Raw genomic sequence first — 24809 nt, 5'->3', positions numbered from 1 at the left:
ATTCTGCATATTTATTTTTGCTGTGCTTTTGAGTCTAAGCTTGCATCTTTGATTTCAACGTAGGCATTCGCACGAAGTTCACGCATCCAGCTATCAACTTCGGTATCGAACTGACGTTCACCTAAGATCTGGCGTGCCATACGTTCCTGAACTTCTTTGGTCATATCCTGTTCACGAGTATCCATGACTTGTAAAATATGCCAGCCGAATTGACTTTGGAATGGCTTGCTGATTTGCCCAACAGGTGTTTCTTTCATCACCTTTTCAAATTCAGGTACCATTACGCCTGGACTTACCCAACCTAAGCTACCACCATCCCGTGCTGAACCTGTGTCATTTGAGTAGGTTGCAGCAAGTGTTGCGAAATCTTCACCCGCCTTAGCACGGTTGTATAGGCTATCGATCATTTGCTTAGCGCGATCTATGCTTACAACTTCAGAGGGTTGGATCAGGATATGGCGTGTCTGGTATTGAGAGACTAGTGCTTTTTGTTCGTTTTGCTTACGTTCAAGTAGCTTTAATACATGCACACCATCACGAACATTGATTAACTCGGTGGTTTGTCCAACTTGAAGTGGGGCAATACGTGCTGAGAGTTCCGTTGGGATTTCTGATAATGAGCGGAAACCCATGTCAGCACCATCGACTTTCACTGAAGTTGTTGATAGCTTAGAGCTAATCGATTTGGTGTCATCACTTGTTGTGAGAGATTGTTTTACCTGTTGCGCGACTTGCTGTACTTCATTGTTATTTTCACCCGAAATGCGCATGTGAATTACATGGACTTGAGTACCTAGCGCAGCTTGACCTTCTGGTGATTTAAGGAAGTTTTCAACATCATGATCACTGATTTTAATACGTGACATCACTTGTTGCTGACGTAAACGACCAATGGCTAAATCTTCTGCGACACGGTTGCGCAAGTTTTCATATGTACCCGGTGCAATTGCATCTAACTTTTGTTGAAATGCTTCAAGAGTATTTGCACCTGATTGATTTGCGACTTTTAGTACGGCAGCATTTAAGCTCTTTTCATCAGGCTTAATGCCATAACGCTTCACTTGCTCTAATTGAGCTTGGCGAATGATGAGTTGATCAAGCACTTGCATTTGTAAATACTGTTGTGGAGGAACAGTTTTGTTTTGTGCTTTCAACTGGTGTTCTGTTTCAGCAATCCCTTGTTCTAAATCACTTTTTAGAATGACACTACTATCTACAATGGCAACAACCTCATCCGTAGGCTGTGCAAAGCTTTGCATTGATGAAGAAATTAGGGCAGCGAGAACAGTTGCTTTAAAGATATGTTGAAAAGGTTTTATCTTCATTAACGTTGTGTCCAAGATTGATTAATTTTGTTGAAACCTAAAACTCTGTTTTCTAGGAGAGAAGCAAGCTTATTGTTTAAAGCACCGAGACCTTTTAGGGTGAATTCAGCCATAACAGCATTCTTTTTACGAACGCCTGGGGTGTTTGGATCATCCAGATCATTGTAGTAAGAACGACCATAAACTGAGACAGCCCAACAACATGACTCGTAATTTACACCAAGTAAATATTCACGCATCACATTATTATCAATGTCGTATTGAGCATGACCCATAATACGCCAATTGTCTTTTACAGGTTGTATAAAGGATGCAACAACTTGGTCATAAGAATCTTGTCGATCTGGGATATCTTTACGGTAAAAATAGCCTAAGTTGTAAAGATTACCTTTGTCACCCGTATAGTAAGCTTGGAAATCGCGCTGTGCATTTTCGCCATTCGACATCCATGCAGAGTTAGAGCTAATGGTAACGTTCTGATTCAGTTGGCTGGATAAGCTAATGATGGGACCGGTACGTGTTTGGGTGTCAAATTCATCGAGTTTTTCATTTAGACTGACACGACGGTCACTAAAGTAATAACTTTGACCAATGCTTGCTTTAATGCGCTCTAGGCCTTCAGTATCCAGCAAGCTATAAGTCACACCGAGCGACAAGAAGTTATTGTCATCTAGACGGTCATGCCCATAGAAGCGATATGGGTTGAACAACTGATCATAGTTGATCGACGCTGTAGTCGAATCAAAGTTTGGATGATCATCTTGATTCTTATAAGGTGAGTACGCATAAAAAGCACGAGGAGAAATACTTTGTAAATATTTACCTTCTTTCTCGAACGTTAAGCCTGTGGCAAGAGTGAATTGGGGAACAACAACTGATTTCTCTAAATCATCAGAAGCGGACAGTCCACGGCCTTCTTTTGAGTCTTGATCGTAGAAGGTGTTAATACTGCGTACAGAGACTTCTGGGACGACATAGAACCAAGAAGGGGTTAAATAGTTGTAACGAACTGCAAACTGGTTGTAAATACGCGTACCACTTGACTCTAGTGCAGATCCATCATCTACAGACTTTTTGAAATAAGCGGTATCGTTATTAAACTCGTATTGTAGACCTTGTGGATCACCGGTCACGTAGTTTAGTAAGAATTGTGGAAGTCGAGCGTATGGTCTATCGACATCTTTAATGGTTTTGTCTAAGGTTTGGAAATCTTCAACCTTTAACTGAGCTTTAAGACCTGGAATTCCATTTTGGTAATTCAGTTCCCAAGCACGACGTAAGTTTAGATCGGTTCGTGCGTTCGGATTATTATTGAAGTCTGCGAAGTAATCTTTATCTGATGCGTAGTTATATTCTAAATTGGTCGACCATTGATTATCGATTTTCCAATTATGAACAAAATGAAGGTCATCACGTGCTTCGCCGCCATATTGATCATCTTTGGCGATATAGCCCCCCCAAATACGACCCGCACCAAAGTTTTCGGTCATATAGCGGAAGTCAGCATCTAATTTCGGGCCACGTTTGCTCATGTAGATCGGGGTGAGTGTGAGATCATAGTTTGGCGCAAGATTGAGATAAACAGGCGTGATTAGCTGCGCACCACCATCATTGCTATAGCCAAAATTTGGACTCAATAAACCCGTAGTGCGTCGGTCATCAATCGGAAAGTTGAAATATGGAACTGCAAGTATAGGTACATCTTTGACATAAAGCTTGGTGCCGCGGGTTACACCGCGACCTGTATCTTGGTTTAGCTCAATTTCTTTGGCCTGAATTTTCCATGCAGGTTTTTGCTCGGGGGGACAAGCGGTATAGCTCGCGTCCTTAAAAATGACTAAATTCTGATTTTCCCGTTTTATTTGACTGGCATGGCCATGCGCATGCTGTTGTTCAGAGATATAGAAACTATTGTTTAAATCACCAGTTTGGGTTTTTAAATTATAGTTAATCGCATCACTTTGGGTAAGTAATCCTGATTGAGCAACTTGAACACGACCTTCGGCATTGGCAAATGTTTGTGTCGAATCAATTGTAACTTGATCGGCACGAATGGTTCGGCCTTCTTGATCAATGACTACATTGCCTTGTAAAACAGAATCACCTGTCGGGTTGTAATGTCCATAATCAGCGGTGAGCACAGAAGTGGTCGTATTTGCATTACCAGCTTTTGTTTCAGGGTTGATTGGGGTGACCCAAGTCCCTTGGCAAAATGAAGAGCTTAAATAATGATTGTCACGTAATTGCGCTTCTGGTGCAGATTTATCTACATAATATTGCTGGAAAAAACTTTCCCCAGGATAACTTTCTTGGTTTTGCTGTTCTTGATTCTGTCGAATGGCAGCTTTGAGCTGTTTATTGTCAAGCGTAGAGACAGCATCAGCTTGCGCCGCGAAACCTGATTGAATCGAGCCGCCGCACAAGAGTGTCAAAATAGCTGTTGCTAAAGGATTAAATTTAAACTGATGTTTCATTGTCTCATTAACCAATACGCTAATTCACAATTAATTATTGTCGCATCATAGAGAAAAAGTTGATAAGTGGCTACACTTAAGCTTTCAAAATCTCAGCTAGTTTTAGATTTTATTGCAAATGAATACACAACGTGAACAATTGATACAAACTTGGCTTCAAGCCACTCTCCAATCTGATCAATTTGAGATCAATTTTTTAGCAGGAGATGCAAGCTTTCGCCGCTATGCGCGAATTACGATACAAAACAAAACATATATGCTCATGGATGCGCCTCCTGAAAAAGAAGATTGTGCGCCATTTGTCAGCATTGATGAGTTTTTTGATAAAAATGGTGTGCGTGTTCCGCATATTGTTGCGAAAGACTTAACCTTGGGTTTATTACTGCTTGAGGATTTTGGTGATGTTGTTTTATCGACATTACTCAATGATCAAACAGTCGATCAGTACTATGCACAAAGTTTTAAGCAGTTGATTGAATTACAGCAGATCAATGGTAATGCACAATTACCTGCGTATTCTTATGAAAAGTTAATGACGGAAATGCGTCTGTTGACAGAGTGGATGTTGCCATCATTAAACATTCAGCCGACGGAGCAGCAGTTGGAAACGATTGAGCAGGCATTTGATTTCCTTGCGATCGAGGCGACTAATCAACCGCAAGTGATTGTACATCGTGACTTCCATAGTCGTAATTTGATGAAAATCGAAGATGAGCAAGAGCTTGGTGTAATTGACTTCCAAGATGCAGTGATCGGTGCTGATACCTACGATCTCATCTCGATTACGCGTGATGCTTATGTGCAGTGGAATGCTGAGCGTGTCTACGAATGGTTTGAAGTGTTCTATAACTTATTGCCAGCAGCAGCGAAAGAAAATCGTAGTTTTGAGCAGTTCAAACGAGATGCTGATCTGATGGCGATCCAACGTCATCTGAAAATCTTGGGTATCTTTGTGCGTCTATTTGAACGTGATGGCAAATCAGGTTATTTAAAAGATTTACCGCGCGTGATGTGGTATTTGCTTGAAGAAAGCCAAGGTTATGATGAACTGAACGACTTTATGCAGTTCATTCGTGACATCGTAATGCCGAAGTTTATTGAAAAATATGGTGATTACGAGGTTGCAGCATAATGAAAGCAATGATTCTTGCGGCTGGTCTTGGTAATCGTATGCGACCATTGACCTTGCATACGCCAAAACCTTTACTGGAAGTCGGTGGTAAGCCACTGATTGTTTGGCATATTGAGAAGTTGCAAAAAATCGGCGTCACCGAGATTGTCATTAATACTGCTTGGTTGGGTGAAAAACTTGCTGCTGCTTTAGGTGATGGCTCTCAATTTGGTGTAACTATTTTATGGTCACACGAAGGTGAAGGCTTGGAAACAGCAGGCGGCATTATTAATGCTTTGCCATTGTTGGGTGATGAACCTTTTATTTTGGTCAATGGTGATGTCTGGACCACAATGGATTTTTCTTCATTGTTGAATGTTCAGTTGGAAGATAAACAAGTACATTTAGTCTTGGTTGAAAATCCACCTCAGCACTTAAAAGGTGACTTTATCCTAGCGAATGATTTAGCTTACACTTTTGAGCAAGAGCAATTGGGTGAAGCCTTAACTTATAGTGGTGTTGCTGTTTTTGCACCACAGATGTTTGCAGGTTTGGAAAATGGCAAACGACCTTTAGCACCATTATTGAAACAAGCCATGCAGCAGCAGCAAGTTTCGGCTGAAAAGTTGCAAGGAATTTGGGTGGATGTTGGTACACCTGAGCGTTTGGAGCAGCTTGATCAACAAATCAAGCAGGGCGCGTTTGCATAATAAAAAATGCTTTGTCTATCTGTGCTTTGCATAAGAAAAGACAAAAACTTAAAGGATTGTGCAGTTTATCATGCTTGTAAATGATTAACTGCATAATCGTTCAACAAGTCCTGCTGTGCCTTGTATCAGAAATCGGTATACTGCACAGCAAGTTTATCGAGATGTCGCACTGTTATGCATCCTTTTTTTCAAGAATTAAAGCAAGGTAGCCAAGCTTTAGGTCTTAACCTAAGTGAAGAAGCCCTAACACTCTTATTGAAATATCAAGATGCGCTAGTGCTATGGAATAAGGCATACAATTTAACGGCGATCCGCGAGCCGAAAGAAATGCTGGTTAAACATTTATTAGATAGTTTAAGTATCTTAAATGATTTGCCTCAAGGCCGTTTGTTAGATGTGGGTACGGGCGGTGGTATGCCGGGCATGATCATTGCATTATGCCAACCAGAACGTTCTTGTGTACTATTAGATTCGAATGGGAAAAAGATTCGTTTCCTGAAGCAATTTATTGCAGACTTAAAACTGAAAAATGTAATTGCAGTCCAAACTCGTGTTGAAAATGAAGACAGCATTGGAGAACTTGGTCAGTTTGATGTCATTACAAGTCGAGCATTTGCTTCATTGACCGATTTTGTAGATGCAGCACAACCATATATGCATGAACAAAGTATCATTGCTGCAATGAAAGGCTTAATCCCAGAGGATGAAGTTGAGCAGATGAAAGATCAGTATTCATGTAAGATCATTGAACTGCGTGTGCCAAGATTGGATGAACAGCGTCATTTACTTTTACTTCAACGTATTCAATAAAAAATATTAAGGGTAGTCATGGCTCAAATTATTGCGATTGCAAACCAAAAAGGTGGTGTGGGAAAAACCACGACAGCAGTCAATCTTGCTGCCTCTTTGGCGATCTTGAAAAAACGTGTCTTGTTGGTCGATATGGACTCACAAGGGAATGCCACCATGGGGTCTGGTATTCAAAAGAATGATTTACTTTATTCAGTCACAGATGTGTTATTGGGTGAAGTGCCGATTGAAACGGCGATTCAAAAAGCTGAAGTGGGTTATAAGGTTTTAGGTGCAAACCGTGAACTTGCGGGTGTAGAACTTGCCATTGCAGAACAGGAAGGGCGAGAGTTCATTCTTAAAAATGCACTGCAAGAAGTTGATTCTGCATTTGATTATATTATTGTCGATTGTGCACCAAGCTTAAGCCTGATCACGGTGAATGCCTTGGCTGCCGTAAATGGTGTGATTATTCCAATGCAATGTGAATACTATGCTTTGGAAGGTTTGGCTGATCTTACACAGACCATTGATCGTATACAAAAAGCCCTTAATCCAAACTTGGAAATCGTTGGGGTATTACGTACCATGTATGATGCTCGTAATGCGTTGACCCGCGATGTGTCTGCTGAATTAGAGCAATATTTTGGTAAAAAGTTATATGAAACGGTAATTCCTCGAAATATCCGTCTAGCAGAAGCGCCAGCCCATGGTTTACCTGTGATTTATTTCGAGAAAAGTTCCAAAGGTGCGATTGCATATTTGAACTTAGCCGCAGAAATGTTGAAGAAAAGTAAAGTGAAAAAAGGAAGTGCTGTATGAGCATCAAAAAACGCGGATTGGCTAAAGGTCGTGGTTTAGATGCGCTATTGGGTTCAATTCAAAAAGAGAAATTGCAACTTGAAGCACAAGCCTTGGATCATGGTCAACTCAAGCAAATTGATGTCAATTTATTGAAACGTGGTGAATACCAACCACGTCGTTTTATCCAAGAACAAGATTTACAAGAGCTTGCAGCATCAATTGAAAAACATGGTGTGATGCAACCGATTGTGATCCGTCCTGTGGATGATGAGCAACATCCTTACGAAATTATTGCGGGCGAACGTCGCTGGCGTGCTGCCCAATTAGCAGGTTTGACTGAAATTCCTGCGATTGTGCGTGACTTAAATGATCAAGTCGCAATTGCCTTGGCTCTAATTGAAAACATTCAACGTCAAGATTTAAACCCGATTGATCAAGCAGTCGCTTTACAGCGCTTTCATGATGAATTTGGTTTAAGTCATCAAGAAATTGCAGATACGGTGGGTAAGGCGCGTACAACAGTGAGTAATCTGTTGCGCTTGTTGAGCTTAGCTGATCCGATTAAAGACCTAATACAACAAGGTCAGATTGATATGGGACATGCCCGTGCAATTCTGACTTTGAAGCCCAAAGATCAAATTGCAGTTGCGCAAATCGTGATTGAAAAAGGTTTGTCAGTACGTCAGACTGAACAGTTAGTTCGTGAGTGGAGTGAACCAAAGCCTGAAAAGGAAAAGGCCCAAATTTCTCCAGATATTGAACAATTGACTCAGAAACTTTCAGAGCGTTTCGGAGCAAATGTGAAAATTGACCATAACCAAAAAGGTAAAGGGAAAATGGTCATTCATTACCACTCATTGGATGAGTTGGATGGAATCCTCAATATTTGTTTACCTAACTAATATTAAGGGTGGATTTGTTAGTCGCTTTCGAGGTTATTGAGTGATTAATGAATCCGAATCTATCCTTTTATAGTTTAAATATTATTGGGGAATAATATGTGGGAACTTGTGAAAGCGGGTGGTTGGTTAATGCTGCCCCTCATTCTCTCATCAATTTTTACGGTTGCGATTACACTTGAACGATATATTCGTTTAAAACGGTCACAAGTTTTGCCGCAGGCGTTGCTTGTTAATGGTTCGGATGTTGAATCGGTGATTGCTCGTTTACAACAAGATGATGCAGCAAAAAGCCCACTAGGTCGTATTTTAAAAGCGGGTTATGAACATCAAGATCAAGGCGAACAGTTTGCGCGTGCTCAGATGGAAGCAACGGCTTCACAAGAAATCAGTCATCTCGAAAAAAATATCAATTTCTTAGGCACTCTGAGTGCAATTGCACCTTTATTAGGCTTGCTTGGAACGGTCCTCGGGATTATTGAATCATTTTTGGTGATTGATGTTGGCTCTGCTGGTAATGCTAGTATGATGATGCCCGGTATTTCTAAAGCCTTGATTACAACCGCTGTCGGGATGTTGATTGCGATTCCTGCAATGATTGCTTATCGCTATTTCCAGCGAGTTGTGCATGAATATATTGCTGAATTAGAGCAACAATCGACTTTGTTTCATGCTGCGCTTTTTTATAAAAAAACAGCACATGTCCAAGAACACCGTCGTGCAAGCTAAGCCGAGGTGCTCGTATGAAGTTTAAGCGCTCTCAAGTTGAAGATATTCATATCAATTTGACACCAATGATTGACTGTATGTTATTTATTTTGGTGTTTTTATTATTATCGACGACATTTAGTCAACAAAGTCGTATCAACCTGACATTGCCAGATGCGCAGGGTGTTCCACCTAAACAATTCGATCACAAAATTGAAATCATGGTAGACTCCACAGGGCACTATTCTGTGAATGGTCAAGCGTTATCAAGTAAAGATATTGCGGATTTAAGCACGGCAATTAAGCAGGTTGCACAAGATCGTCGTGATTTTATGTTTATTATTGCGGCTGATGCCAAAGCTGCGCATCAAGACGTAATTCGTGTGATGGATGTTGCAGGTCAACTCGGTTTTGTTAACGTCAATATCAGCACTAAAGTTCCAACGAGAGGTTTTACTGAGTGAATCAGGATTTTAAGGTATATGTCCGTTTAATATCGTATTTAAAATCTTATTGGGGCGTTGCCTTATTAGTCTTACTTGGCTTTGGAATCAACGCGGCGACGGAGGTTTCTGTCGCAAAGTTGCTGAAATACATTATTGATGCCATCCAAGAAGGCAGTCGTACAAACTTAGATTGGTTTCCAGCGCTGATTGTTTTACTGATGTTTTTCCGTGGTGTTGGTCTATTCCTTGGTGGATATTTTTCCGCTGTTATTTCGCGTAGTTTGGTGTTTAGTATCCGTCAGGAAGTCTATGCAAAATTGTTAAGACTCCCAGCGCAATACTATCTTGATAACAGTGCGGGTCATATCAGTGCCAAGTTGATGTATAACGTAGAGCAGTTAACAGCTGCTTCTTCTGAATCTTTGCAGACCCTGATCAAAGATGGTTTGATTGTTATTGGTCTATTAAGCTATCTGCTTTATACCAACTGGCGTTTAACCCTTTGTATCGTGGTTTTCATGCCATTTATTGGGGTATTGGTCAGAATCGCATCGAAGAAAATGCGGAAACTTTCGATCCAAGTCCAAAATACCATGGGTGATGTGAACCATGTGGTTCAAGAAACCATTACCGCTAACTCGGTTGTGAAGAGTTTTACGGGTGAGGCGTTTGAACAAAAACGTTTTTATAAGTCCTCAGAAGAAAACTTACGCCGTGGTTTGAAAATGGTGGTGGTACAAAATATTAACAGCCCAATTATTCAGCTGTTATTATCAATGGCGATGGCAATCATTCTTTGGCTGGCGTTGCGCCCACAAGTATTTGGAGATACCTCAGCGGGTGAGTTTATTTCATTCATTACCGCAGCGGGCTTGATTTCTAAGCCAGTGAAGAACCTGACTGATATCAATGAAAAACTACAACGTGGGTTGGCAGCAGCACATTCGGTCTTTGAATTATTGGATATGCCTGAAGAAGTCAATAATGGTCAACTTAAGCCTGCATTGAAAGGTAATATTCAATTTGATCATGCCAACCTGCGTTATGATGATGGTACGCATGCGATTAAAGACTTCTCTTTGGATATTAAGGCTGGTCAAACTGTTGCACTGGTTGGACGTTCGGGGGCTGGGAAAACCTCATTGGTCAACATGCTGCCACGCTTTCAAGAGTTAAGCGAAGGGCAAATCTATTTTGATGGTATTCCTGTTCAAGAGATTGAGTTAGCTTATCTGCGCTCACAAATTGCAACCGTGAATCAGCAAGTGGTGTTATTTAATCGTTCAGTACGCGATAACATTGCTTATGGTCAGTTACAAGACTCAAGTGATGAGCAAGTGATTGCCGCTGCTAAAGCTGCTTATGCACATGACTTTATTATGAACTTGCCTCAAGGCTATGACACGATTCTAGGTGCCCAAGGCTTAAACCTATCAGGTGGCCAGCGTCAACGTATTGCGATTGCGAGAGCAATTTTAAAAGACTCTCCAATTTTAATTTTAGACGAAGCGACCAGTGCTTTGGATAACGAATCTGAATACTTCATCCAACAAGCATTTGATGAAGCTATGCAAGGTCGTACCACTATCGTGATTGCTCACCGCTTATCTACAGTTGAAAATGCAGATGTCATTGTGGTGATGGATAAAGGTCAGATTATTGAGCAAGGTACCCATGCTGAGCTACTGGCAAAACATGGCATGTACTATCAGCTTCATCAACGCAATTTTGAGGAAAACTAAGTATGTCGATGGCGCAACGAATACAGGATGCTTGGAATGAACAAGCTTCGTGGTTGGTGGTGTTGCGCCCACTGTCTTGGTTATACCGATTTGGTTTTTGTGCTAACCAAGCCTTGTATAAACACGGAATTAAACCCGTTTATACAGCACCCGTACCTGTCATGGTGATTGGTAATATTACGGTTGGTGGGAGTGGTAAAACACCATTGTTGATTCAGCTGGTCAAATATTTACAGCAACAGCAGATTCGGGTGGGTGTGATTAGTCGAGGTTATGGCGGCGAAGGTCCATTTCCGCTTTTGGTGACTCAACAATCTGAGCCCGATGCTGCAGGTGACGAACCTTGTCTTATTGTCCAATCTACCCAAGTGCCAATGGCGGTTGGGCCGAATCGACAAGCTTCGATCGAATTGTTACTCGAAAATGAGCAACTGGATCTCATTATTAGTGATGATGGTTTGCAACATTGGGCTCTGGCACGTCAGCTTGAATGGATTGTACTCGATCAAAATCGAGGTTTAGGTAATGAAAAATTATTACCAGAAGGTTATCTACGTGAGCCTAAATCACGCTTAAATGGTAGTACTGTCATTGAGCATAGCAAAACCGCACAAGCACAAAGAAGTATGCATTTGGCGGTTGGCCAGCCATACCTTTTAAATACAAATGTTGAAGTGGATTGGTTTGATGCCACTCAATATTTTAATGCGGTTGTTGGTATTGGCTTTCCACAACGTTTTTATCACACCTTAAATACGATAGGCGTGCAGCAATATCAGGCGCATGAGTTCCCAGATCATCATGATTATGAAATTGATGATTTAAGCTTCGACAACCAAGAAGCCATTATCACCACTGAAAAAGATGCCGTAAAGTTTAAAACCTTATTAAAGCAACATCCTGAATTTAACACGCCGATTTGGGTGGTTCCTGTTGAGGCCGTTTTATCATCCGATTGTTATGACTTGCTGAAACAGCAGTTACAACACGTCGGTATTCAATTTTCTTAGAGAGCGACCATGAAACATATTGTCATTCCAGCTCGTTTTGCTAGTTCTCGTTTACCAGCAAAACCTTTATTACTCATTCATGGTCGTCCAATGATTTTGCGTGTGGTTGACCAAGCCAAAAAAGTTGCTGGTTTTGATGATCTGTGTGTGGCTACGGATGACGAGCGCATCGCAGAGGTATGTCGAGCGGAAGGGATTGATGTGGTGATGACCCGTGCAGAACATCCTTCAGGCACCGACCGTTTAAGCGAAGTTGCACGTCGGAAAGGATGGTCACAAGATGATATTATTGTCAACGTACAAGGCGATGAGCCCTTGTTGCCTGCACAATTGGTTCAGCAGGTGAGTCAGCTTTTAGTTGAAAATCCGCAATGTTCAATGTCTACGTTGTGTGAACCAATCCATCAGTTGGATGAGTTTCAGCGAGATAGTATTGTTAAAGTGGTGATGAGTAAGCGTAATGAGGCGCTGTATTTTAGCCGAGCAACCATTCCGTATGATCGTGATGCTGCGAAACAGGCTGAACCAACATTGCATGATCAAGCTTTTCGTCATTTAGGTCTATATGCCTATCGTGTGAAATTACTACAAGATTATGTCACTTGGGAACAAGGTCATCTCGAAAAGTTGGAAAGTTTAGAGCAACTCCGTGTACTCGAAAATGGTCACCGTATTGCTATTGCTGTGGCTGAAGCCAACTTACCGCCGGGGGTTGATACTCAGGCAGATTTAGACCGTTTAAATACTCTGCCTTTGAGTGCATTTGAATAATTATGGTCGATACTCAAGCTACAGTGATTTATCCTTGGCATGCTCAGACATGGGAACTATTAACAACTCGGTTCCCTGAACTTGGGCATGGTCTTTTATTTTACGGAAAGAAAGGTTGCGCCAAGAAAGAGTTTGCAGAGCGATTTGTGGCTTGGGTGCTGTGTTTAAATAAGCAAGCACAACGGGCATGTGGTGAGTGTACCAGTTGTCAATGGTTGAAGTCTGATACGCATCCAAACTATGTGCATATCACCACGGATGAAGACAATAAAAAGCAAAATGCAAAGATTAAAATTGAAAAAATTCGGGATCTACTTCCGTTTGTTCAGCAAACAGGAGAAGGTTGGCGGGTGGTGGTTATTGAGCCTGCCGAAGCACTGAATACCGCCTCAGCCAATGCACTGCTCAAGACCTTGGAAGAGCCTGGTGAGAAGGTTGTATTGATCTTGCTTGCAGATCATTACTTAAAACTTCCTGCAACCATTCGAAGTCGCTTACAGCACTTCGCTTTAGATCGCTTGACGATTCAGGATGCACAAACATTTGTGCAGCAGCAAATTCCAGAAATCTCGAATGAACAAATCTCATTATTGTTGAGTCTTGCTAATGATATGCCTTTGACTGCTATTGAGATTGAAAAGAGTGAGTGGTTACAGAAGCGTGCATTATTCTTGAGTGATTGGTTTAAATTAGTTGCTGAAAAGAATATGCCTTTAAACTATTCAAATAAGTGGTCTAAAGAATTAAATTTCTCTGAATTGATCACCATGTTTGAATATCTTTTAGGGGATCTGATTAGTTTAAAATTGAATCAATCATTAAAGAATAATGATTTGGACTTTAAATCACTAGTCGAGTTCTACAGTTTAGAGGCACTTTTTACTATTTATTCTGACTTACAGCAAAAAAAGTTAATGATTGAACAAAATGTACAAACCCAACTGGTATTGGATGAGTTGTTTATTCAATTGATGAATGTTGCTTAAGTAAATTTTAAAAATATTTTAATTAAATTTATAGGCTTAACCCTCTGGAATAATCAGGAGGGTGGGTTTTTATCATGTTTATGTAAAGTTTGTATATAAATTGTTCGAGGCTCTTCAAACCTTATTAAAAGTATATAAAATGTGAGTTACTTCACAATAATATTAAAAAATAAGGAATATAGAGATGAAAATAACATTTATCGCGATTGCTTTATCATTTGCAATGATACCTAATATTGCAATGGCTGAACCGAAATTTGTATCCAATATTAATGGCTCCTCATTTGCGATTAATGCTTCAAATGCAGGTTCTCAAGCATATGAATGTGTCTATAGCTATTCTTTCAATCATGCCAAAGGTGTGGTAGCGAGTCAGTTCAGTGGTAAGTTTTATATTGAAGCTGGGGTGAGTAATATTTCCGTGATTTCAAGAAATACAGACCAAATGATTAGCACATTGGATTTTGATTATAAATGTACTGAAAAATAGTCATGCATATATTGAATACTCAGTAAAAAAACCGCTTGGAAGAGCGGTTTTTTTTATGGGAAAAATTTCTATTACGCTTGATGTTAAAAATTCACATATACAAATAAATATGTTATTTTTTCACATGGCGTTTTGCTAGGTATGCTAGGGAATTTAGATATGCACATAAAAACACTTTTGGTCGCTTTAAGCTTTTTGTCATTGAGTGCTTGTCAGACATTGGATTCAGCAATGTCTGCAACGGATGGAATTTTAAATAAAACTGGAGATATCCTGAGTGGGGACTTTCGTGGTTTAGGCCCCGCAAAGAAAGCAACACTTTCTGAAATCTGGAGAGATTGGCAACAAAATGAAATTACTGCAAAGCGGAAATGGGATGCTCAACGTCTTGAAGTGCCGGGAATCATTACTCGGATTACCAAAACTGGTGAAGTGATTTCTCAAAACCAAATCGCGATTATTTTTAAAGATCCAAGTAATAGCAAGTGTAAAGGGCAAGGCCTGACTCGCGATGATTTAAAAGTAAATACAGACAAAATTAGCAACCTAAAAGTCGGTGATCGAATTACCGTGACGGGGGTGCTTGGTACCACCGAATCGAAATGGGCAACACAAGGTGAATGTTGGTTCTCATTTGATAAAGCTGAGATCGTAAAAGCCACAAAGTAATATTTTTGATCGAGATAGTAAGCAAGCCTTACTATCTTTATCGATCTGAAGTATTTATGGGTTTAACGTATTGTTATCATCTTCATTTTTTGCAGGAATAGGCGTGTGATAAACCAGTTTCAATTGATTATTTTTGAGGAGGTAGAATTTTTTAGCATAGATATCCTTCCCATTCATTTGAACGGAACCATGAGTGACCAATAATAAGCTATTGGGTTGGATATCAATTAATTTTTCTCCAGTTTTACCGCCGAATGCTTTAAGAATTTTTCCTGTTCTTTTGCTGATTAAAGTGTGGCTGAAACACATAGCACCACAACCCCAACCAACCGCGACATATTCTCCAGCATAGTCAGGTTTTTGTTTGAGTCCTTCAGATAATCGTGTTCTAAACAAACGAGCATCAGCATCACTCATGTCTAATTTTGCAGTGGGTCCTGTATAGATCTGCACTGGATAGTCGGTGAATTTGGGTTGTTTGTTCAAAATCTTCGCATAAAGCATGGATGGACTCAATAAATAAGCACTACACACGATGATTAGACTTATTCTTTTCATTCTAAATTCCTTTGGATCTGCCTTGTTATGTTTTAATCGAGTCGATTCATTCAGTTTTGGTGAATTGTCATCTAGTTTTAAACAATCCTTTCTAGAATGCATGGCTTGTTTAAATAAAGTGCAGATTGATTGCTTTGTTCGGGTTTTATTTAAACATTATTTGTTGTTTGTTCGATTGTTTTCTATAATCAATTCATAAATCGAGTATAGATTTTTTATTAGACGGTCACCAATGAGAATTCTCTAAAATTATGTATAGCTAGTAATATTTTTAGATTTATCAATGGTATAAAATTATTAACGTTTTGATGAATTCGTTTTTGACAGGGGAATGTTATGCAACCACAAATGATGGGCGGAATTATACAGGTCAATATTCCAGATAAAACCACATTGCAATCCAGCTATATGCCTTTTGTTGTGGGTGGTGGTTTGTTCGTACCGACGAAACAAGCCGTTAAAATGGGACAAGAGGTGTTTGTATTGGCAACCTTGCCAGAGCAATCACAAAAGATTCCTTTGACTGGAAAAGTGATCTGGATTTCGCATAAACAGACGCATTTTAAACCACAAGGCTTTGCGATCCAACTTGTGGGGGAAAAAGGTGTGTATTATAAAAACGAAGCTGAAAAATTATTGGCGGGTATGAAAGGCTTGGATCGTCCAAGCTATACGATGTAGTTGTAAAGAGAATAGGAAGAACGAGTGTTTGTTGATACGCATTGCCATTTAACCATGTTAGATCTCAGTCCTTATCAAGGGGATTTGGATCAAGCACTTGAACAAGCACGACTTGCAGGTGTTTCCAAGTTCATGGGGATTTCAGTTGATCTTGATGATCATGTTAAATTGGCTGAAATTGCTGCTCGCCATCAGGATGTAGGCTATTCAGTGGGTGTGCACCCTTGTGAAGACGAGCATATTATGGCACGTGCAACAACGGATTATCTGGTGCAACTCGCTCAGTCAGACAAAGTCTGGGCCTTAGGAGAAACGGGTTTAGATTATTACCACAGTACTGATTTTGTTGCTGAGCAAAAACGTTGTTTTGCACGTCATATTGAAGCATCGAAAATTGTTAAAAAGCCTGTGGTGGTGCATACCCGAGCAGCGAAACACGATACGGTAGATATCATTCGGTCAGAACAATCTACACATGGCATCTTGCATTGTTTTACTGAAGACTGGGAAACCGCAAAGGCTGTATTAGATTGCGGCTATTATATTTCCTTTTCAGGTATTGTCTCTTTTAAAAATGCGCAAGACTTACGTGATGTTGCGAAGCAGGTACCACTTGATCGTTTGCTTATCGAAACAGATAGCCCTTATTTAGCGCCTGTGCCATATCGTGGTAAAACCAATGAACCGAAATACGTTCCTTTTGTAGCAAAAGCATTAAGTGATGTATATGATAAATCGGTTGAAGAGATTGGCATGATTACAACACAAAATTTTGAGAATCTCTTAAATTTGAAATAAACGGTTTTTGATGTACTAGGAAAGAGAGTTATTACGTGAAAATGGATCGTCAGGCTCAGTTTAGAGCACGAGAAGTATTAATTTTTCAAATCGCGGAGCAACTCCTATTAGAAAATGGCGAAGCTGGTATGACGCTGGATGCCTTGGCAGCTGAGCTGGATCTTGCCAAAGGTACGCTATATAAGCATTTTCAAAGTAAAGATGAATTGTATATGCTGCTCATTATCCGTAATGAGCGTATGTTATTGGAAATGATTCAGGATACGGAAAAGGCTTTCCCTGAACATTTAGCATTCTTTATGCTGCATCATTTACATCACCCAGAACGTACAGCATTATTTCACCAAATTGAAGAGCGTCTTTCGACAACGGGCCAGGGCATTCAATTGCTTTTTAGTGAGTTGTATAAAGTACGCCGACAGCGCTTACGTATCATTATTCGTATGACTGAAAGTTATTTATTGGGTATCAATAGCACGATGACCACACGTGATTATCTCGCATCAATTTGGTCGTTAACATACGGTGCAGCGGTTATATTGAATTCGAGTTTCTATCAACGCTATTTAGGTTCTCGAGATACCTTACGCGTTGCCTATATTGAGCAGGCTTTAGCATTACCTAAGCTACTCGAACCTGTTCTCCCATAGTTGAAACAATAATGAGATCGCCACTGCATTCGCAAAAAGCCTTTACCCTGATTGAGATCATGGTGGTGATTGTCATTATGACAATCATGGCATCTCTGGTGGTATTAAATATTGGTGGGGTCGATCAACGCCGGGCCATGCAAGCCAGAGAAATGTTTATTCTTGATCTTAAAAAAATAAATAAAGAAGCAACAGATCAGGCCAAAGTTTTTGCTCTAAATACTCAGAATGCCACAGATGTTGCACCGTTTAGCTATAACTTGTTTGAATACCATGATCAAAGTCGTGAGCAGATTCAGCAGGCAGACCGTACTTGGCAACTGTATAAAGAATTTAAAACTCGCCAATTACCTGATCATGTGTCTTTCAGTATCCAAAGTTTGGACACAGCGACTTATAACAAAGCAAAAAATGAAGACTTGTTGGGGGGGAGAGCTCCTCAATTGATTTGGTTTGGGAATGGTGAAGTGAAACCAGTTCGAATTCAGTTCTACTATGAGCAAAAACCGATTGGCCATGAGTTGCAGTTAGATCACTTGGGTAAAATTGATGAAAGTTAGATATTGGGGAAATCGCGCTTCATCGTGTACTCGAAGCATAGCTTCTCGCCTTGCGACACGATCGAGCCTTGCTCGATTTAATCGTGTTCACGTCGAGCATAGCTCTCCGTCTTGCGCTCGGGTGAAACGTTGTTTCATTAACCCTCGCTCAGGATTTACCTTGCTCGAAGTGATGGTGGCCTTGGCAATCTTTGCTGTAGCTGCAATTGCCTTAACTAAAGTTGCCATGCAATACACTCAGTCGACATCGAATGCGATTTTGCGTACCAAAGCGCAATTTGTAGGGATGAATGAAGTTGCATCGATGGAAATCAATCAGGAATGGCTAGAGGGAACACAATCCAAGCAAGTGACTTCTCAAGGTGAAACCTGGCAAATTGATAAAAAGGCCCAGTCGACGATTAGTCCGAAAATCCAACGTATCGAGTTGCAAGTCAGCTTATTTAATAATGAACAAGGTAAGGTCGAGGCGGGTATTACCAATCTTGTGTTCTTTAACTATCCTGCAAAGGCGAGAACACAATGAAATATAATGCTGAGCATCGCTTTTCGCCTCACTCTGGCTTTACCTTGGTTGAGTTGTTGGTTGCAATTGCGATTTTTGCCGTGCTTTCGATGCTGGGGTGGAAGGTCTTTGATTATCTATTAAAAGTAAAAGATCGTAATGCTGAGCATGAAATGCATCTATTTGCTTTGCAAGATGCATATCAACAAGTGTTAAGAGATAGCTTGCAGATTATTCCATTGACAGCAAATGATGGAAGGCAGTTGCAAGCAGCTATTGTATTGAATGATCAAAGTTTTTCATTTAGTAAGGCTGGTGTTTCTGATCCATTGAAGCAGGGACTATCACCTTATGAGCGTATTGAATATCGCTATGATTCTGCACAGAAGAAAGTGTATCGATTGAAATACTCAAATCTCAATATCCCGAATCGTGTGCAACCGATATCAAGTACATTGTTGGAAAATGTAGATCAGTTTAAAGTGCTGGTTTTGAACCCGCAAGAATTGACACAGTGGCCTGAGAATAGTGACCCGAGCAATATTGCTGAACTTAAAAAATTACCGCTAGGCATAAAAATACAGTTAACTGTTGCAGGCACGGACTATGAATGGATCTATAGTTTATTGAATACTCAGGCATATTTACAGTCGATAGGAAACTCAAGTGGTATGGGTGGGGGTGCAAATTCACCTGATAATAAAGATGGCTCAAACTCATCTAATCCTACTCAACTTCCAACACAATGAGCAAGAGGCATATTCAGTGATTAGAAAAGCTCAAAGTTATGGAGTTGCTCAGCGTGGCATTGCATTATTAACCATTCTGGTCATGGTCGCTTTAGCAACGATTTTGGCAGCGACTATTGCCAAACGCCAGACCAATACCTCTGAAAATACTGGGTATTTGATGCGCCAAGATCAATCTTTATTGTATGCAAAAAGTGCTGAAGCTTTTTTTTCTGAGTTACTTATTCAAGACAGCGATAATGGCGGCACGATTGATCATTTACAGGAGAACTGGGCCAAACCTATGCCACCATTCCCAGTCGAGGATGGTTCTGTTTCTGGGCGCTTATTGGATGAATCCGGGAAATTTAATCTTAATAATTTAGTTAAGGCAGATGGTAGTCAAGTTGATGATTCGGCTCGACGTTGGTTTGAAAAATTGTTGCAGCGAGTTGGTTTACCCGCTGAACTTAGTCAAGCTGTGATTGACTGGCAAGTTGTTAATGATGAGACAACAGGTGCAATGGGTGCTGAGAGTAATTATTATCAAGGTTTAGACCCTGCATATTTAGCGCCGAATACGAAGTTTCACAGTGTCGATGAATTGAAACTAGTGAAGGGGTTTGAAGGAAAAAATTACGATTTAATTAAGCCTTATGTCACAGCACTGCCCGAACAGACCAAAGTAAATATGAATACAGCACCTGCATTATTGCTCGCCAGTATTGATCCGAAAGTTGATGTTAAGGCGGTAGAGCAGGAACTGAAATCCAAACAAGCCAATTTGACTTATTTCAATAATGTTGAAGATTTATGGAAGTTAAGTGCTTTTTCTGGAATAGATGAACAAAGCAAAACAGATGCTGCGACTTTCCTTGACAGCAAATCAAGTTATTTCACTGCTCAAATTGAAGTTGTTTTAAGCGAACGGAAAAGGCAGTTTACCAGCTCATTGGCACGAAAAGACAAGCAAGTATTTGTTTATTCTAGAAGTCTTTCGCCATTTGAGTAGTATTCTTTATTGAGTTATCAAATGGTGACAAGATTTAAAATCAATCCCAATGCTTGTTTTTTTGCTTTATAATAAAATTCGTTTGCAGATAAAAGATTAGCTTGGTGCATGTTAATTCGTAAATTGTTTAAGTTTGAAAATGCTCATATTGTACGTAACTGTACATCGGACCGTTGTAAGCGTTCGATTCATGGGCATAGCTATAAAGTTGAATTATTATTAAAAGCGTCAAAGTTAGATCATGGGCAAATGGTCTATGACTTCGGTCTGTTAAAAGGCGTCATCAAAGAGTTGTATGATAGTTTTGATCATGCAATTTGTTTTTGGCAGAAAGATGATCCTGCTTATATTGATGCTTGTAAAACATTTAGCGCGCGTTGGATTGCGTTACCTGTTTCTCCATCGGCTGAACAGTTTTCTCGTATTTTCTTTTATCTTGCTCAGCAGGTATTGAACTCGACCACCACTCAAAATGGTGAGGGTGATGTTGAGGTTTATTCTGTTATTGTGCATGAAACGGATACAGGTTACGCACAGAGTTTTCAAGAAGATATCGACAATGAGCAAATGGGTGTATTAAATTTGGATCAAATTGTATTTTCAAAGCAAGTACAAGCTGAATGGAGCGATGTTCAGATGTATGAAAATCTGAAAAAAGGAATCAAATTCCAAAACCCAAACGTAGAATTACAAGTTAATATTTGAGTGTGTTTTCACTCCGGTGAGTGAATTTATTTCAAGGAATGTGGATGCAATTTACTGAACAGCAACAGGACAAACTAAGTAAAGTTCAGTTGGATGAGTCTTGGAAAATCTCACTTTCAGAGTTTCTATTGAGTCAAAAAATGGATAATTTGAGGGAGTTTTTGCAACAAGAAAAACTTGCAGAAAAAACCATTTATCCACCAAGTAAACAAATTTTTAATGCGCTGAATACGACACCACTTGGTGGTGTCAAAGTGGTGATTTTAGGGCAAGACCCGTATCATGGTCCAAACCAAGCCAATGGTTTGAGCTTTTCGGTACAAAAAGGGATTGCATTACCACCGTCCTTGCGTAATATTTTTCATGAATTACATACGGACTTGGCAGTACCAGTTTCACGTCATGGCGACTTAAGTAAATGGGCGGCACAAGGCGTACTCTTACTGAACAGTGTACTCACGGTAGAAGCAGGACAACCGACTTCACATCAAAAACAAGGATGGGAAGAGTTCACGGATAGCGTAATTGATGTATTAAATGAACAACGTGAACATATCGTGTTTATTTTGTGGGGTGCCTACGCACAGCGCAAAGGTCAACGTATTGATCGTAATAAACATCTAGTACTAAGTGCAGCGCATCCATCACCGCTAGCAGCGAATCGTGGTGGTTTTTTTGGCTGTAAAGTATTTTCAAAAACAAATCATTACTTGAAACAACATGGCATTGAGCCTATAGACTGGCAATTGGACGCATAATGACTTCTCCTGATTTAAATAGCTATCATCCAGATTTAGTTATTGAACACGCAAAAAATGGTTGGCGAATCATTCGTCTGAATCGACCTAAATCGTTGCACGCTTTAGATGAATCAATCGTAAGTGCGCTGCTTCAAGTATTTGAAGATTTTCATGTCGATGAGACGGTTAAAGCGATTTGGTTTGACTCAACCACGCCAAAAGCATTTTGTGCGGGCGGTGATGTTCGCAAGTTACGTCAATTAGTGATTAATCAGGAAGTGGATGCTGCGAATCAATTCTTCCAGCAGGAATATGCACTTGATTTACTGTTGCATAACTATGCTAAACCAATCGTGGTTTGGGGAGAGGGTTATGTGATGGGTGGTGGGCTTGGTCTATTTATGGCTGCACCATTTCGCTTAGTTACGCCTTATTCACGTTTGGCCATGCCAGAAATCAATATCGGCTTATACCCTGATGTTGGTGCAAGCCGCTTCTTGGCTGATCGTGGGCAAATTGGTTTGTTTACCGGCTTGACGGGTTCAATTATGACGGCAGCGGGTGCATTTAGCATCGGTTGGGCGACCCATATCTGCGAAGCGCAACGCGATAATATGCTTCAAAAAGTACTCAGTGTGGATTGGAATCATTACCCTGCCGGCGCATTTAGAGCGATTGACGATACTTTAAATAGTTTACATCGCCCTGTGGCGTCTGGGCCACTACAAAACTCGATTGATGTAATTCATAGCGTATGTCGCGGTCAAAGCTTTGAATATGATTATCAGTCGATTATTGGTTTAAGTGATGCGAGTAGTGACTGGTTGCGTCAAGCCAGTGAAAACTTACAGAAAGGCTCACCAAGCACGGCTGCAATCACATGGTTGTTATGGCAGTGGGGCAAGCAAGGGCATGCATGGGATGAAGTGTTTGCATTGGAAGCACAGATTTCTGATTGGAAAATTCGCCACCCAGATTTTGTCGAAGGGGTTCGTGCGCGTTTGGTTGATAAAGACTTATCTCCAGAATGGCAGGCAACTGAGCAACTCAGCTTGAAAGGTATCTTGGGAGATTGTCCTCCTGTGACTAATATCGAAAGCTGGAATGCTTTATTAAAGCAATACGGTGTCATTGCCTGATTGTTATGAGTTCTGAAAAATTTAATGATGAATATTGGATGCAGCTTGCCTATGAGCAGGCTGCATTAGCAGCAGCCCAAGGTGAAATACCTGTCGGAGCAATTCTGGTCAGCAAGGGGCAGGTAATCGGTGCTGGATATAATGCGCCAATTAAATTGTCGGATCCAACAGCACATGCTGAAATACAAGCGTTGCGTGCAGCTTGTCAGTCTTTAAATAACTATCGCTTGCCCGACGATACAACACTTTATGTGACGCTTGAACCTTGTACCATGTGTGTGGGTGCATTAATTCATGCACGGATACAGCGTGTAGTTTTTGCTACGACCGAACCAAAAGCAGGTTCATTGGTGAGTGCTAGACAATTGCTTGATAGTGGCTATTACAATCATAAGTTTGTCTTTGAACAAGGTTGCTTACAAGAACAATGTTCATTGCAATTGAGTGATTTTTTTAAAAAAAGAAGAAATGAAAAGAAGACAATCCGTTCGTCAAAAACGTCCTTAAATGATTAAAAATGTCTTATGAGTTGTGGCAAACTAAGCCTCCGATGATTTTGGGTTACATCAAAAGGCGAACTTATGCGTAATGCAATCACCATAGAAAAAGAATTTAATGCACCGATTTCCGAAGTTTTTGACTTACTGTCAAAACATGCCACTTATAACAAGGCATTTGCACCTTTACAGGTTGTTCGCGTAAAGGATTCTGCTGATCCAGAACGTCCTGATGGTGTAGGTTCGATTCGCCGTATGGGCTTTGGAGCGATTAAGCCTTTACAAGAAGAAATCACTTTGTTGGAAGAAAATAAGCGTATTGAGTATAAGTTGATTAATAATCCTTTGGTGAAGCATCACTTGGGGCAAATTGATTTTAAAGAAATTACACCTTTTATAACTTTAGTAACTTATAAGATTGAATTTACAGCAAAAGCACCTTTAGTCAGTAAATTAGTTCTTGCACAACTTAAAGCAGCGATTACACTAGGGTTCTCAAAATTAGCCAAATCAGTTGCTTCATAAGAGATGGGAATGACAGTTCATATTATTACGATAGATGGTCCAAGCGGTTCGGGCAAAGGCACATTGGCTGCTAAAATTGCAGCACATTATCATTTTAATTTATTAGATTCTGGTGCTTTATATCGTTTACTCGGACTGTCATTGTTTCAGCGAGGCTTGCTGGATCAAATTGATGCGAACTTAGATCAATGTGTTGAGTATGCGACTCATTTGGATATTGAATTTAAAACGACTGAAGAAGCGACACTTGTTTTTTTGGAGGGTGTAGATGTCACTAACACTATTCGAACGGAACAAGTGGGTGAGTATGCCTCTAAAGTTGCAACTGTACCTGAATTAAGAAAGGCGTTATTCTCGCGCCAACGTGCATTTATTCAAGCACCAGGATTGGTTGCAGATGGTCGTGACATGGCAACTTCTATTTTTCCAGAAGCCCAAGCGAAAATTTATTTAACCGCTTCGGCTGAGTCTCGGGCGGAGCGACGCGTAAAACAGTTGCAGGGCATGGGCCTTGATGCTAAAATAAGCGACATTTTATCTAACATACAAGCTAGAGATAAGCGAGATATGGAGCGCACAGTTGCTCCGCTCAAACCAGCTGATGATGCGTATATCATTGATAGTTCTACAATAGGCATCGATGAAGTGTTTCAGTTAATGGTTGACTATATCAATAGCTGTATAAAATAGATACACAATTTTTTATCAGTTGAAGCATTGCTTGATCAGATTTTTTGGACAATGTAACAACTTAACTAAACCGGCCTTGTCTGATCC

The 24809-nt window shown here is 40.3% G+C and carries 29 protein-coding genes; 26 read left to right on the top strand and 3 right to left on the bottom strand.

What is annotated here, in order from left to right:
* Window positions 1-11: 11 nt before the first annotated feature.
* Together F902_RS13445 and F902_RS13440 are read right to left on the bottom strand one after the other, a co-directional pair.
* Window positions 12-1325, bottom strand: a complete 1314-nt coding sequence (locus tag F902_RS13445; RefSeq protein ID WP_005204235.1) for a peptidylprolyl isomerase — start codon at window positions 1323-1325, stop codon at window positions 12-14.
* Complete coding sequence (locus tag F902_RS13440; RefSeq protein WP_005204234.1) at window positions 1325-3799, bottom strand: LPS-assembly protein LptD; 2475 nt, start codon at window positions 3797-3799, stop codon at window positions 1325-1327. The genes F902_RS13445 and F902_RS13440 overlap by 1 nt, the downstream gene beginning before the upstream one ends.
* Window positions 3800-3917: 118 nt before the next feature.
* Here F902_RS13440 and F902_RS13435 point away from each other — a divergent pair, with 118 nt between their 5' ends.
* The 13 genes from F902_RS13435 to F902_RS13375 all read left to right on the top strand — a co-directional run bounded on the left by F902_RS13435 (window position 3918) and on the right by F902_RS13375 (window position 14934).
* Window positions 3918-4931 (top strand): aminoglycoside phosphotransferase family protein, encoded by a 1014-nt coding sequence (locus F902_RS13435; protein ID WP_005204232.1) that lies wholly within the window; start codon window positions 3918-3920, stop codon window positions 4929-4931.
* Window positions 4931-5620, top strand: coding sequence for an N-acetylmuramate alpha-1-phosphate uridylyltransferase MurU (gene murU, locus F902_RS13430; protein WP_005204230.1), 690 nt, complete (start codon window positions 4931-4933; stop codon window positions 5618-5620). Before F902_RS13435 ends, murU begins: the two co-directional genes overlap by 1 nt.
* A 174-nt stretch (window positions 5621-5794) precedes the next feature.
* A complete protein-coding gene (gene rsmG / locus F902_RS13425) occupies window positions 5795-6430 on the top strand; it encodes a 16S rRNA (guanine(527)-N(7))-methyltransferase RsmG (RefSeq protein WP_004806608.1) in 636 nt (211 codons plus the stop codon).
* Between the two features lie 18 nt (window positions 6431-6448).
* Entirely contained in the window at window positions 6449-7231 is a 783-nt protein-coding gene (locus F902_RS13420; protein WP_005204229.1) for a ParA family protein, read from the top strand.
* On the top strand, window positions 7228-8115 hold the full coding sequence (locus tag F902_RS13415) for a ParB/RepB/Spo0J family partition protein (protein ID WP_005204226.1): 888 nt from the start codon (window positions 7228-7230) through the stop codon (window positions 8113-8115). Before F902_RS13420 ends, F902_RS13415 begins: the two co-directional genes overlap by 4 nt.
* Window positions 8116-8211: 96 nt before the next feature.
* Window positions 8212-8841: a MotA/TolQ/ExbB proton channel family protein gene (locus F902_RS13410; protein ID WP_005204224.1), complete on the top strand. Its 630-nt coding sequence runs from the start codon at window positions 8212-8214 to the stop codon at window positions 8839-8841.
* 14 nt (window positions 8842-8855) lie between these two features.
* Entirely contained in the window at window positions 8856-9284 is a 429-nt protein-coding gene (locus tag F902_RS13405) for an ExbD/TolR family protein (protein WP_004806616.1), read from the top strand.
* Window positions 9281-11008, top strand: a complete 1728-nt coding sequence (msbA, locus tag F902_RS13400; protein ID WP_005204222.1) for a lipid A export permease/ATP-binding protein MsbA — start codon at window positions 9281-9283, stop codon at window positions 11006-11008. Before F902_RS13405 ends, msbA begins: the two co-directional genes overlap by 4 nt.
* Window positions 11009-11010: 2 nt before the next feature.
* Window positions 11011-12018 (top strand): tetraacyldisaccharide 4'-kinase, encoded by a 1008-nt coding sequence (lpxK, locus tag F902_RS13395; protein ID WP_005204220.1) that lies wholly within the window; start codon window positions 11011-11013, stop codon window positions 12016-12018.
* A gap of 9 nt (window positions 12019-12027) precedes the next feature.
* A complete protein-coding gene (gene kdsB / locus F902_RS13390; RefSeq protein WP_005204218.1) occupies window positions 12028-12789 on the top strand; it encodes a 3-deoxy-manno-octulosonate cytidylyltransferase in 762 nt (253 codons plus the stop codon).
* 2 nt (window positions 12790-12791) lie between these two features.
* Complete coding sequence (locus tag F902_RS13385; RefSeq protein ID WP_005204216.1) at window positions 12792-13775, top strand: DNA polymerase III, delta' subunit; 984 nt, start codon at window positions 12792-12794, stop codon at window positions 13773-13775.
* Window positions 13776-13959: 184 nt separating this feature from the next.
* Entirely contained in the window at window positions 13960-14265 is a 306-nt protein-coding gene (locus F902_RS13380) for a hypothetical protein (RefSeq protein WP_004806625.1), read from the top strand.
* Window positions 14266-14424: 159 nt separating this feature from the next.
* Window positions 14425-14934 carry a lipoprotein gene (locus F902_RS13375; protein ID WP_032811637.1) on the top strand — a complete coding sequence of 170 codons (510 nt, stop codon included), beginning with the start codon at window positions 14425-14427 and terminating at the stop codon, window positions 14932-14934.
* A 54-nt stretch (window positions 14935-14988) separates the two neighbouring features.
* Here the strand turns inward: F902_RS13375 and F902_RS13370 are convergent, their stop codons facing one another.
* Window positions 14989-15492 (bottom strand): hypothetical protein, encoded by a 504-nt coding sequence (locus F902_RS13370; RefSeq protein ID WP_005204213.1) that lies wholly within the window; start codon window positions 15490-15492, stop codon window positions 14989-14991.
* A gap of 336 nt (window positions 15493-15828) precedes the next feature.
* Between F902_RS13370 and F902_RS13365 the strand changes: the two genes are divergently transcribed.
* The 13 genes from F902_RS13365 to cmk all read left to right on the top strand — a co-directional run bounded on the left by F902_RS13365 (window position 15829) and on the right by cmk (window position 24722).
* Window positions 15829-16173 (top strand): PilZ domain-containing protein, encoded by a 345-nt coding sequence (locus F902_RS13365; RefSeq protein ID WP_004806631.1) that lies wholly within the window; start codon window positions 15829-15831, stop codon window positions 16171-16173.
* Window positions 16174-16197: 24 nt separating this feature from the next.
* Complete coding sequence (locus F902_RS13360) at window positions 16198-16971, top strand: TatD family hydrolase (protein WP_005204211.1); 774 nt, start codon at window positions 16198-16200, stop codon at window positions 16969-16971.
* 41 nt (window positions 16972-17012) lie between these two features.
* Complete coding sequence (locus F902_RS13355; RefSeq protein ID WP_017401929.1) at window positions 17013-17621, top strand: TetR/AcrR family transcriptional regulator; 609 nt, start codon at window positions 17013-17015, stop codon at window positions 17619-17621.
* 11 nt (window positions 17622-17632) lie between these two features.
* Window positions 17633-18181, top strand: a complete 549-nt coding sequence (locus F902_RS13350) for a pilus assembly FimT family protein (RefSeq protein WP_005204208.1) — start codon at window positions 17633-17635, stop codon at window positions 18179-18181.
* 136 nt (window positions 18182-18317) lie between these two features.
* On the top strand, window positions 18318-18707 hold the full coding sequence (gspI, locus tag F902_RS13345) for a type II secretion system minor pseudopilin GspI (RefSeq protein ID WP_032811635.1): 390 nt from the start codon (window positions 18318-18320) through the stop codon (window positions 18705-18707).
* A complete protein-coding gene (gene gspJ, locus F902_RS13340; protein WP_005204204.1) occupies window positions 18704-19435 on the top strand; it encodes a type II secretion system minor pseudopilin GspJ in 732 nt (243 codons plus the stop codon). Before gspI ends, gspJ begins: the two co-directional genes overlap by 4 nt.
* On the top strand, window positions 19392-20426 hold the full coding sequence (gene gspK / locus F902_RS13335) for a type II secretion system minor pseudopilin GspK (RefSeq protein ID WP_017401928.1): 1035 nt from the start codon (window positions 19392-19394) through the stop codon (window positions 20424-20426). Before gspJ ends, gspK begins: the two co-directional genes overlap by 44 nt.
* A gap of 108 nt (window positions 20427-20534) precedes the next feature.
* Window positions 20535-21131 carry a 6-pyruvoyl trahydropterin synthase family protein gene (locus tag F902_RS13330; protein ID WP_005204200.1) on the top strand — a complete coding sequence of 199 codons (597 nt, stop codon included), beginning with the start codon at window positions 20535-20537 and terminating at the stop codon, window positions 21129-21131.
* A gap of 44 nt (window positions 21132-21175) precedes the next feature.
* Window positions 21176-21889, top strand: coding sequence for a uracil-DNA glycosylase (gene ung, locus F902_RS13325; protein WP_004806648.1), 714 nt, complete (start codon window positions 21176-21178; stop codon window positions 21887-21889).
* Window positions 21886-23010, top strand: coding sequence for an enoyl-CoA hydratase/isomerase family protein (locus tag F902_RS13320; RefSeq protein WP_171061051.1), 1125 nt, complete (start codon window positions 21886-21888; stop codon window positions 23008-23010). The genes ung and F902_RS13320 overlap by 4 nt, the downstream gene beginning before the upstream one ends.
* 5 nt (window positions 23011-23015) lie before the next feature.
* Window positions 23016-23525, top strand: coding sequence for a tRNA adenosine(34) deaminase TadA (gene tadA / locus F902_RS13315; protein WP_005204195.1), 510 nt, complete (start codon window positions 23016-23018; stop codon window positions 23523-23525).
* A 66-nt stretch (window positions 23526-23591) separates the two neighbouring features.
* Window positions 23592-24032, top strand: a complete 441-nt coding sequence (locus F902_RS13310; protein ID WP_005204193.1) for an SRPBCC family protein — start codon at window positions 23592-23594, stop codon at window positions 24030-24032.
* 9 nt (window positions 24033-24041) lie between these two features.
* Window positions 24042-24722, top strand: a complete 681-nt coding sequence (gene cmk / locus F902_RS13305; RefSeq protein WP_005204192.1) for a (d)CMP kinase — start codon at window positions 24042-24044, stop codon at window positions 24720-24722.
* Window positions 24723-24809 lie beyond the last annotated feature (87 nt).

This window comes from Acinetobacter higginsii (assembly GCF_000369525.1).
GTDB classification, from domain to species: domain Bacteria; phylum Pseudomonadota; class Gammaproteobacteria; order Pseudomonadales; family Moraxellaceae; genus Acinetobacter; species Acinetobacter higginsii.
This window is presented reverse-complemented; position numbering and strand designations above follow the sequence as displayed.

Bases quoted from the DNA above. Each gene is read 5' to 3' on its own strand.
- F902_RS13445 (WP_005204235.1), bottom strand. From the start codon at position 1,325: ATGAAGATAAAACCTTTTCAACATATCTTTAAAGCAACTGTTCTCGCT.
- F902_RS13440 (WP_005204234.1), bottom strand. From the start codon at position 3,799: ATGAAACATCAGTTTAAATTTAATCCTTTAGCAACAGCTATTTTGACA.
- F902_RS13435 (WP_005204232.1), top strand. From the start codon at position 3,918: ATGAATACACAACGTGAACAATTGATACAAACTTGGCTTCAAGCCACT.
- murU (WP_005204230.1), top strand. From the start codon at position 4,931: ATGAAAGCAATGATTCTTGCGGCTGGTCTTGGTAATCGTATGCGACCA.
- rsmG (WP_004806608.1), top strand. From the start codon at position 5,795: ATGCATCCTTTTTTTCAAGAATTAAAGCAAGGTAGCCAAGCTTTAGGT.
- F902_RS13420 (WP_005204229.1), top strand. From the start codon at position 6,449: ATGGCTCAAATTATTGCGATTGCAAACCAAAAAGGTGGTGTGGGAAAA.
- F902_RS13415 (WP_005204226.1), top strand. From the start codon at position 7,228: ATGAGCATCAAAAAACGCGGATTGGCTAAAGGTCGTGGTTTAGATGCG.
- F902_RS13410 (WP_005204224.1), top strand. From the start codon at position 8,212: ATGTGGGAACTTGTGAAAGCGGGTGGTTGGTTAATGCTGCCCCTCATT.
- F902_RS13405 (WP_004806616.1), top strand. From the start codon at position 8,856: ATGAAGTTTAAGCGCTCTCAAGTTGAAGATATTCATATCAATTTGACA.
- lpxK (WP_005204220.1), top strand. From the start codon at position 11,011: ATGTCGATGGCGCAACGAATACAGGATGCTTGGAATGAACAAGCTTCG.
- kdsB (WP_005204218.1), top strand. From the start codon at position 12,028: ATGAAACATATTGTCATTCCAGCTCGTTTTGCTAGTTCTCGTTTACCA.
- F902_RS13385 (WP_005204216.1), top strand. From the start codon at position 12,792: ATGGTCGATACTCAAGCTACAGTGATTTATCCTTGGCATGCTCAGACA.
- F902_RS13380 (WP_004806625.1), top strand. From the start codon at position 13,960: ATGAAAATAACATTTATCGCGATTGCTTTATCATTTGCAATGATACCT.
- F902_RS13375 (WP_032811637.1), top strand. From the start codon at position 14,425: ATGCACATAAAAACACTTTTGGTCGCTTTAAGCTTTTTGTCATTGAGT.
- F902_RS13370 (WP_005204213.1), bottom strand. From the start codon at position 15,492: ATGAAAAGAATAAGTCTAATCATCGTGTGTAGTGCTTATTTATTGAGT.
- F902_RS13365 (WP_004806631.1), top strand. From the start codon at position 15,829: ATGCAACCACAAATGATGGGCGGAATTATACAGGTCAATATTCCAGAT.
- F902_RS13355 (WP_017401929.1), top strand. From the start codon at position 17,013: ATGGATCGTCAGGCTCAGTTTAGAGCACGAGAAGTATTAATTTTTCAA.
- F902_RS13350 (WP_005204208.1), top strand. From the start codon at position 17,633: ATGAGATCGCCACTGCATTCGCAAAAAGCCTTTACCCTGATTGAGATC.
- gspJ (WP_005204204.1), top strand. From the start codon at position 18,704: ATGAAATATAATGCTGAGCATCGCTTTTCGCCTCACTCTGGCTTTACC.
- gspK (WP_017401928.1), top strand. From the start codon at position 19,392: ATGGCTCAAACTCATCTAATCCTACTCAACTTCCAACACAATGAGCAA.
- F902_RS13330 (WP_005204200.1), top strand. From the start codon at position 20,535: ATGTTAATTCGTAAATTGTTTAAGTTTGAAAATGCTCATATTGTACGT.
- ung (WP_004806648.1), top strand. From the start codon at position 21,176: ATGCAATTTACTGAACAGCAACAGGACAAACTAAGTAAAGTTCAGTTG.
- tadA (WP_005204195.1), top strand. From the start codon at position 23,016: ATGAGTTCTGAAAAATTTAATGATGAATATTGGATGCAGCTTGCCTAT.
- F902_RS13310 (WP_005204193.1), top strand. From the start codon at position 23,592: ATGCGTAATGCAATCACCATAGAAAAAGAATTTAATGCACCGATTTCC.
- cmk (WP_005204192.1), top strand. From the start codon at position 24,042: ATGACAGTTCATATTATTACGATAGATGGTCCAAGCGGTTCGGGCAAA.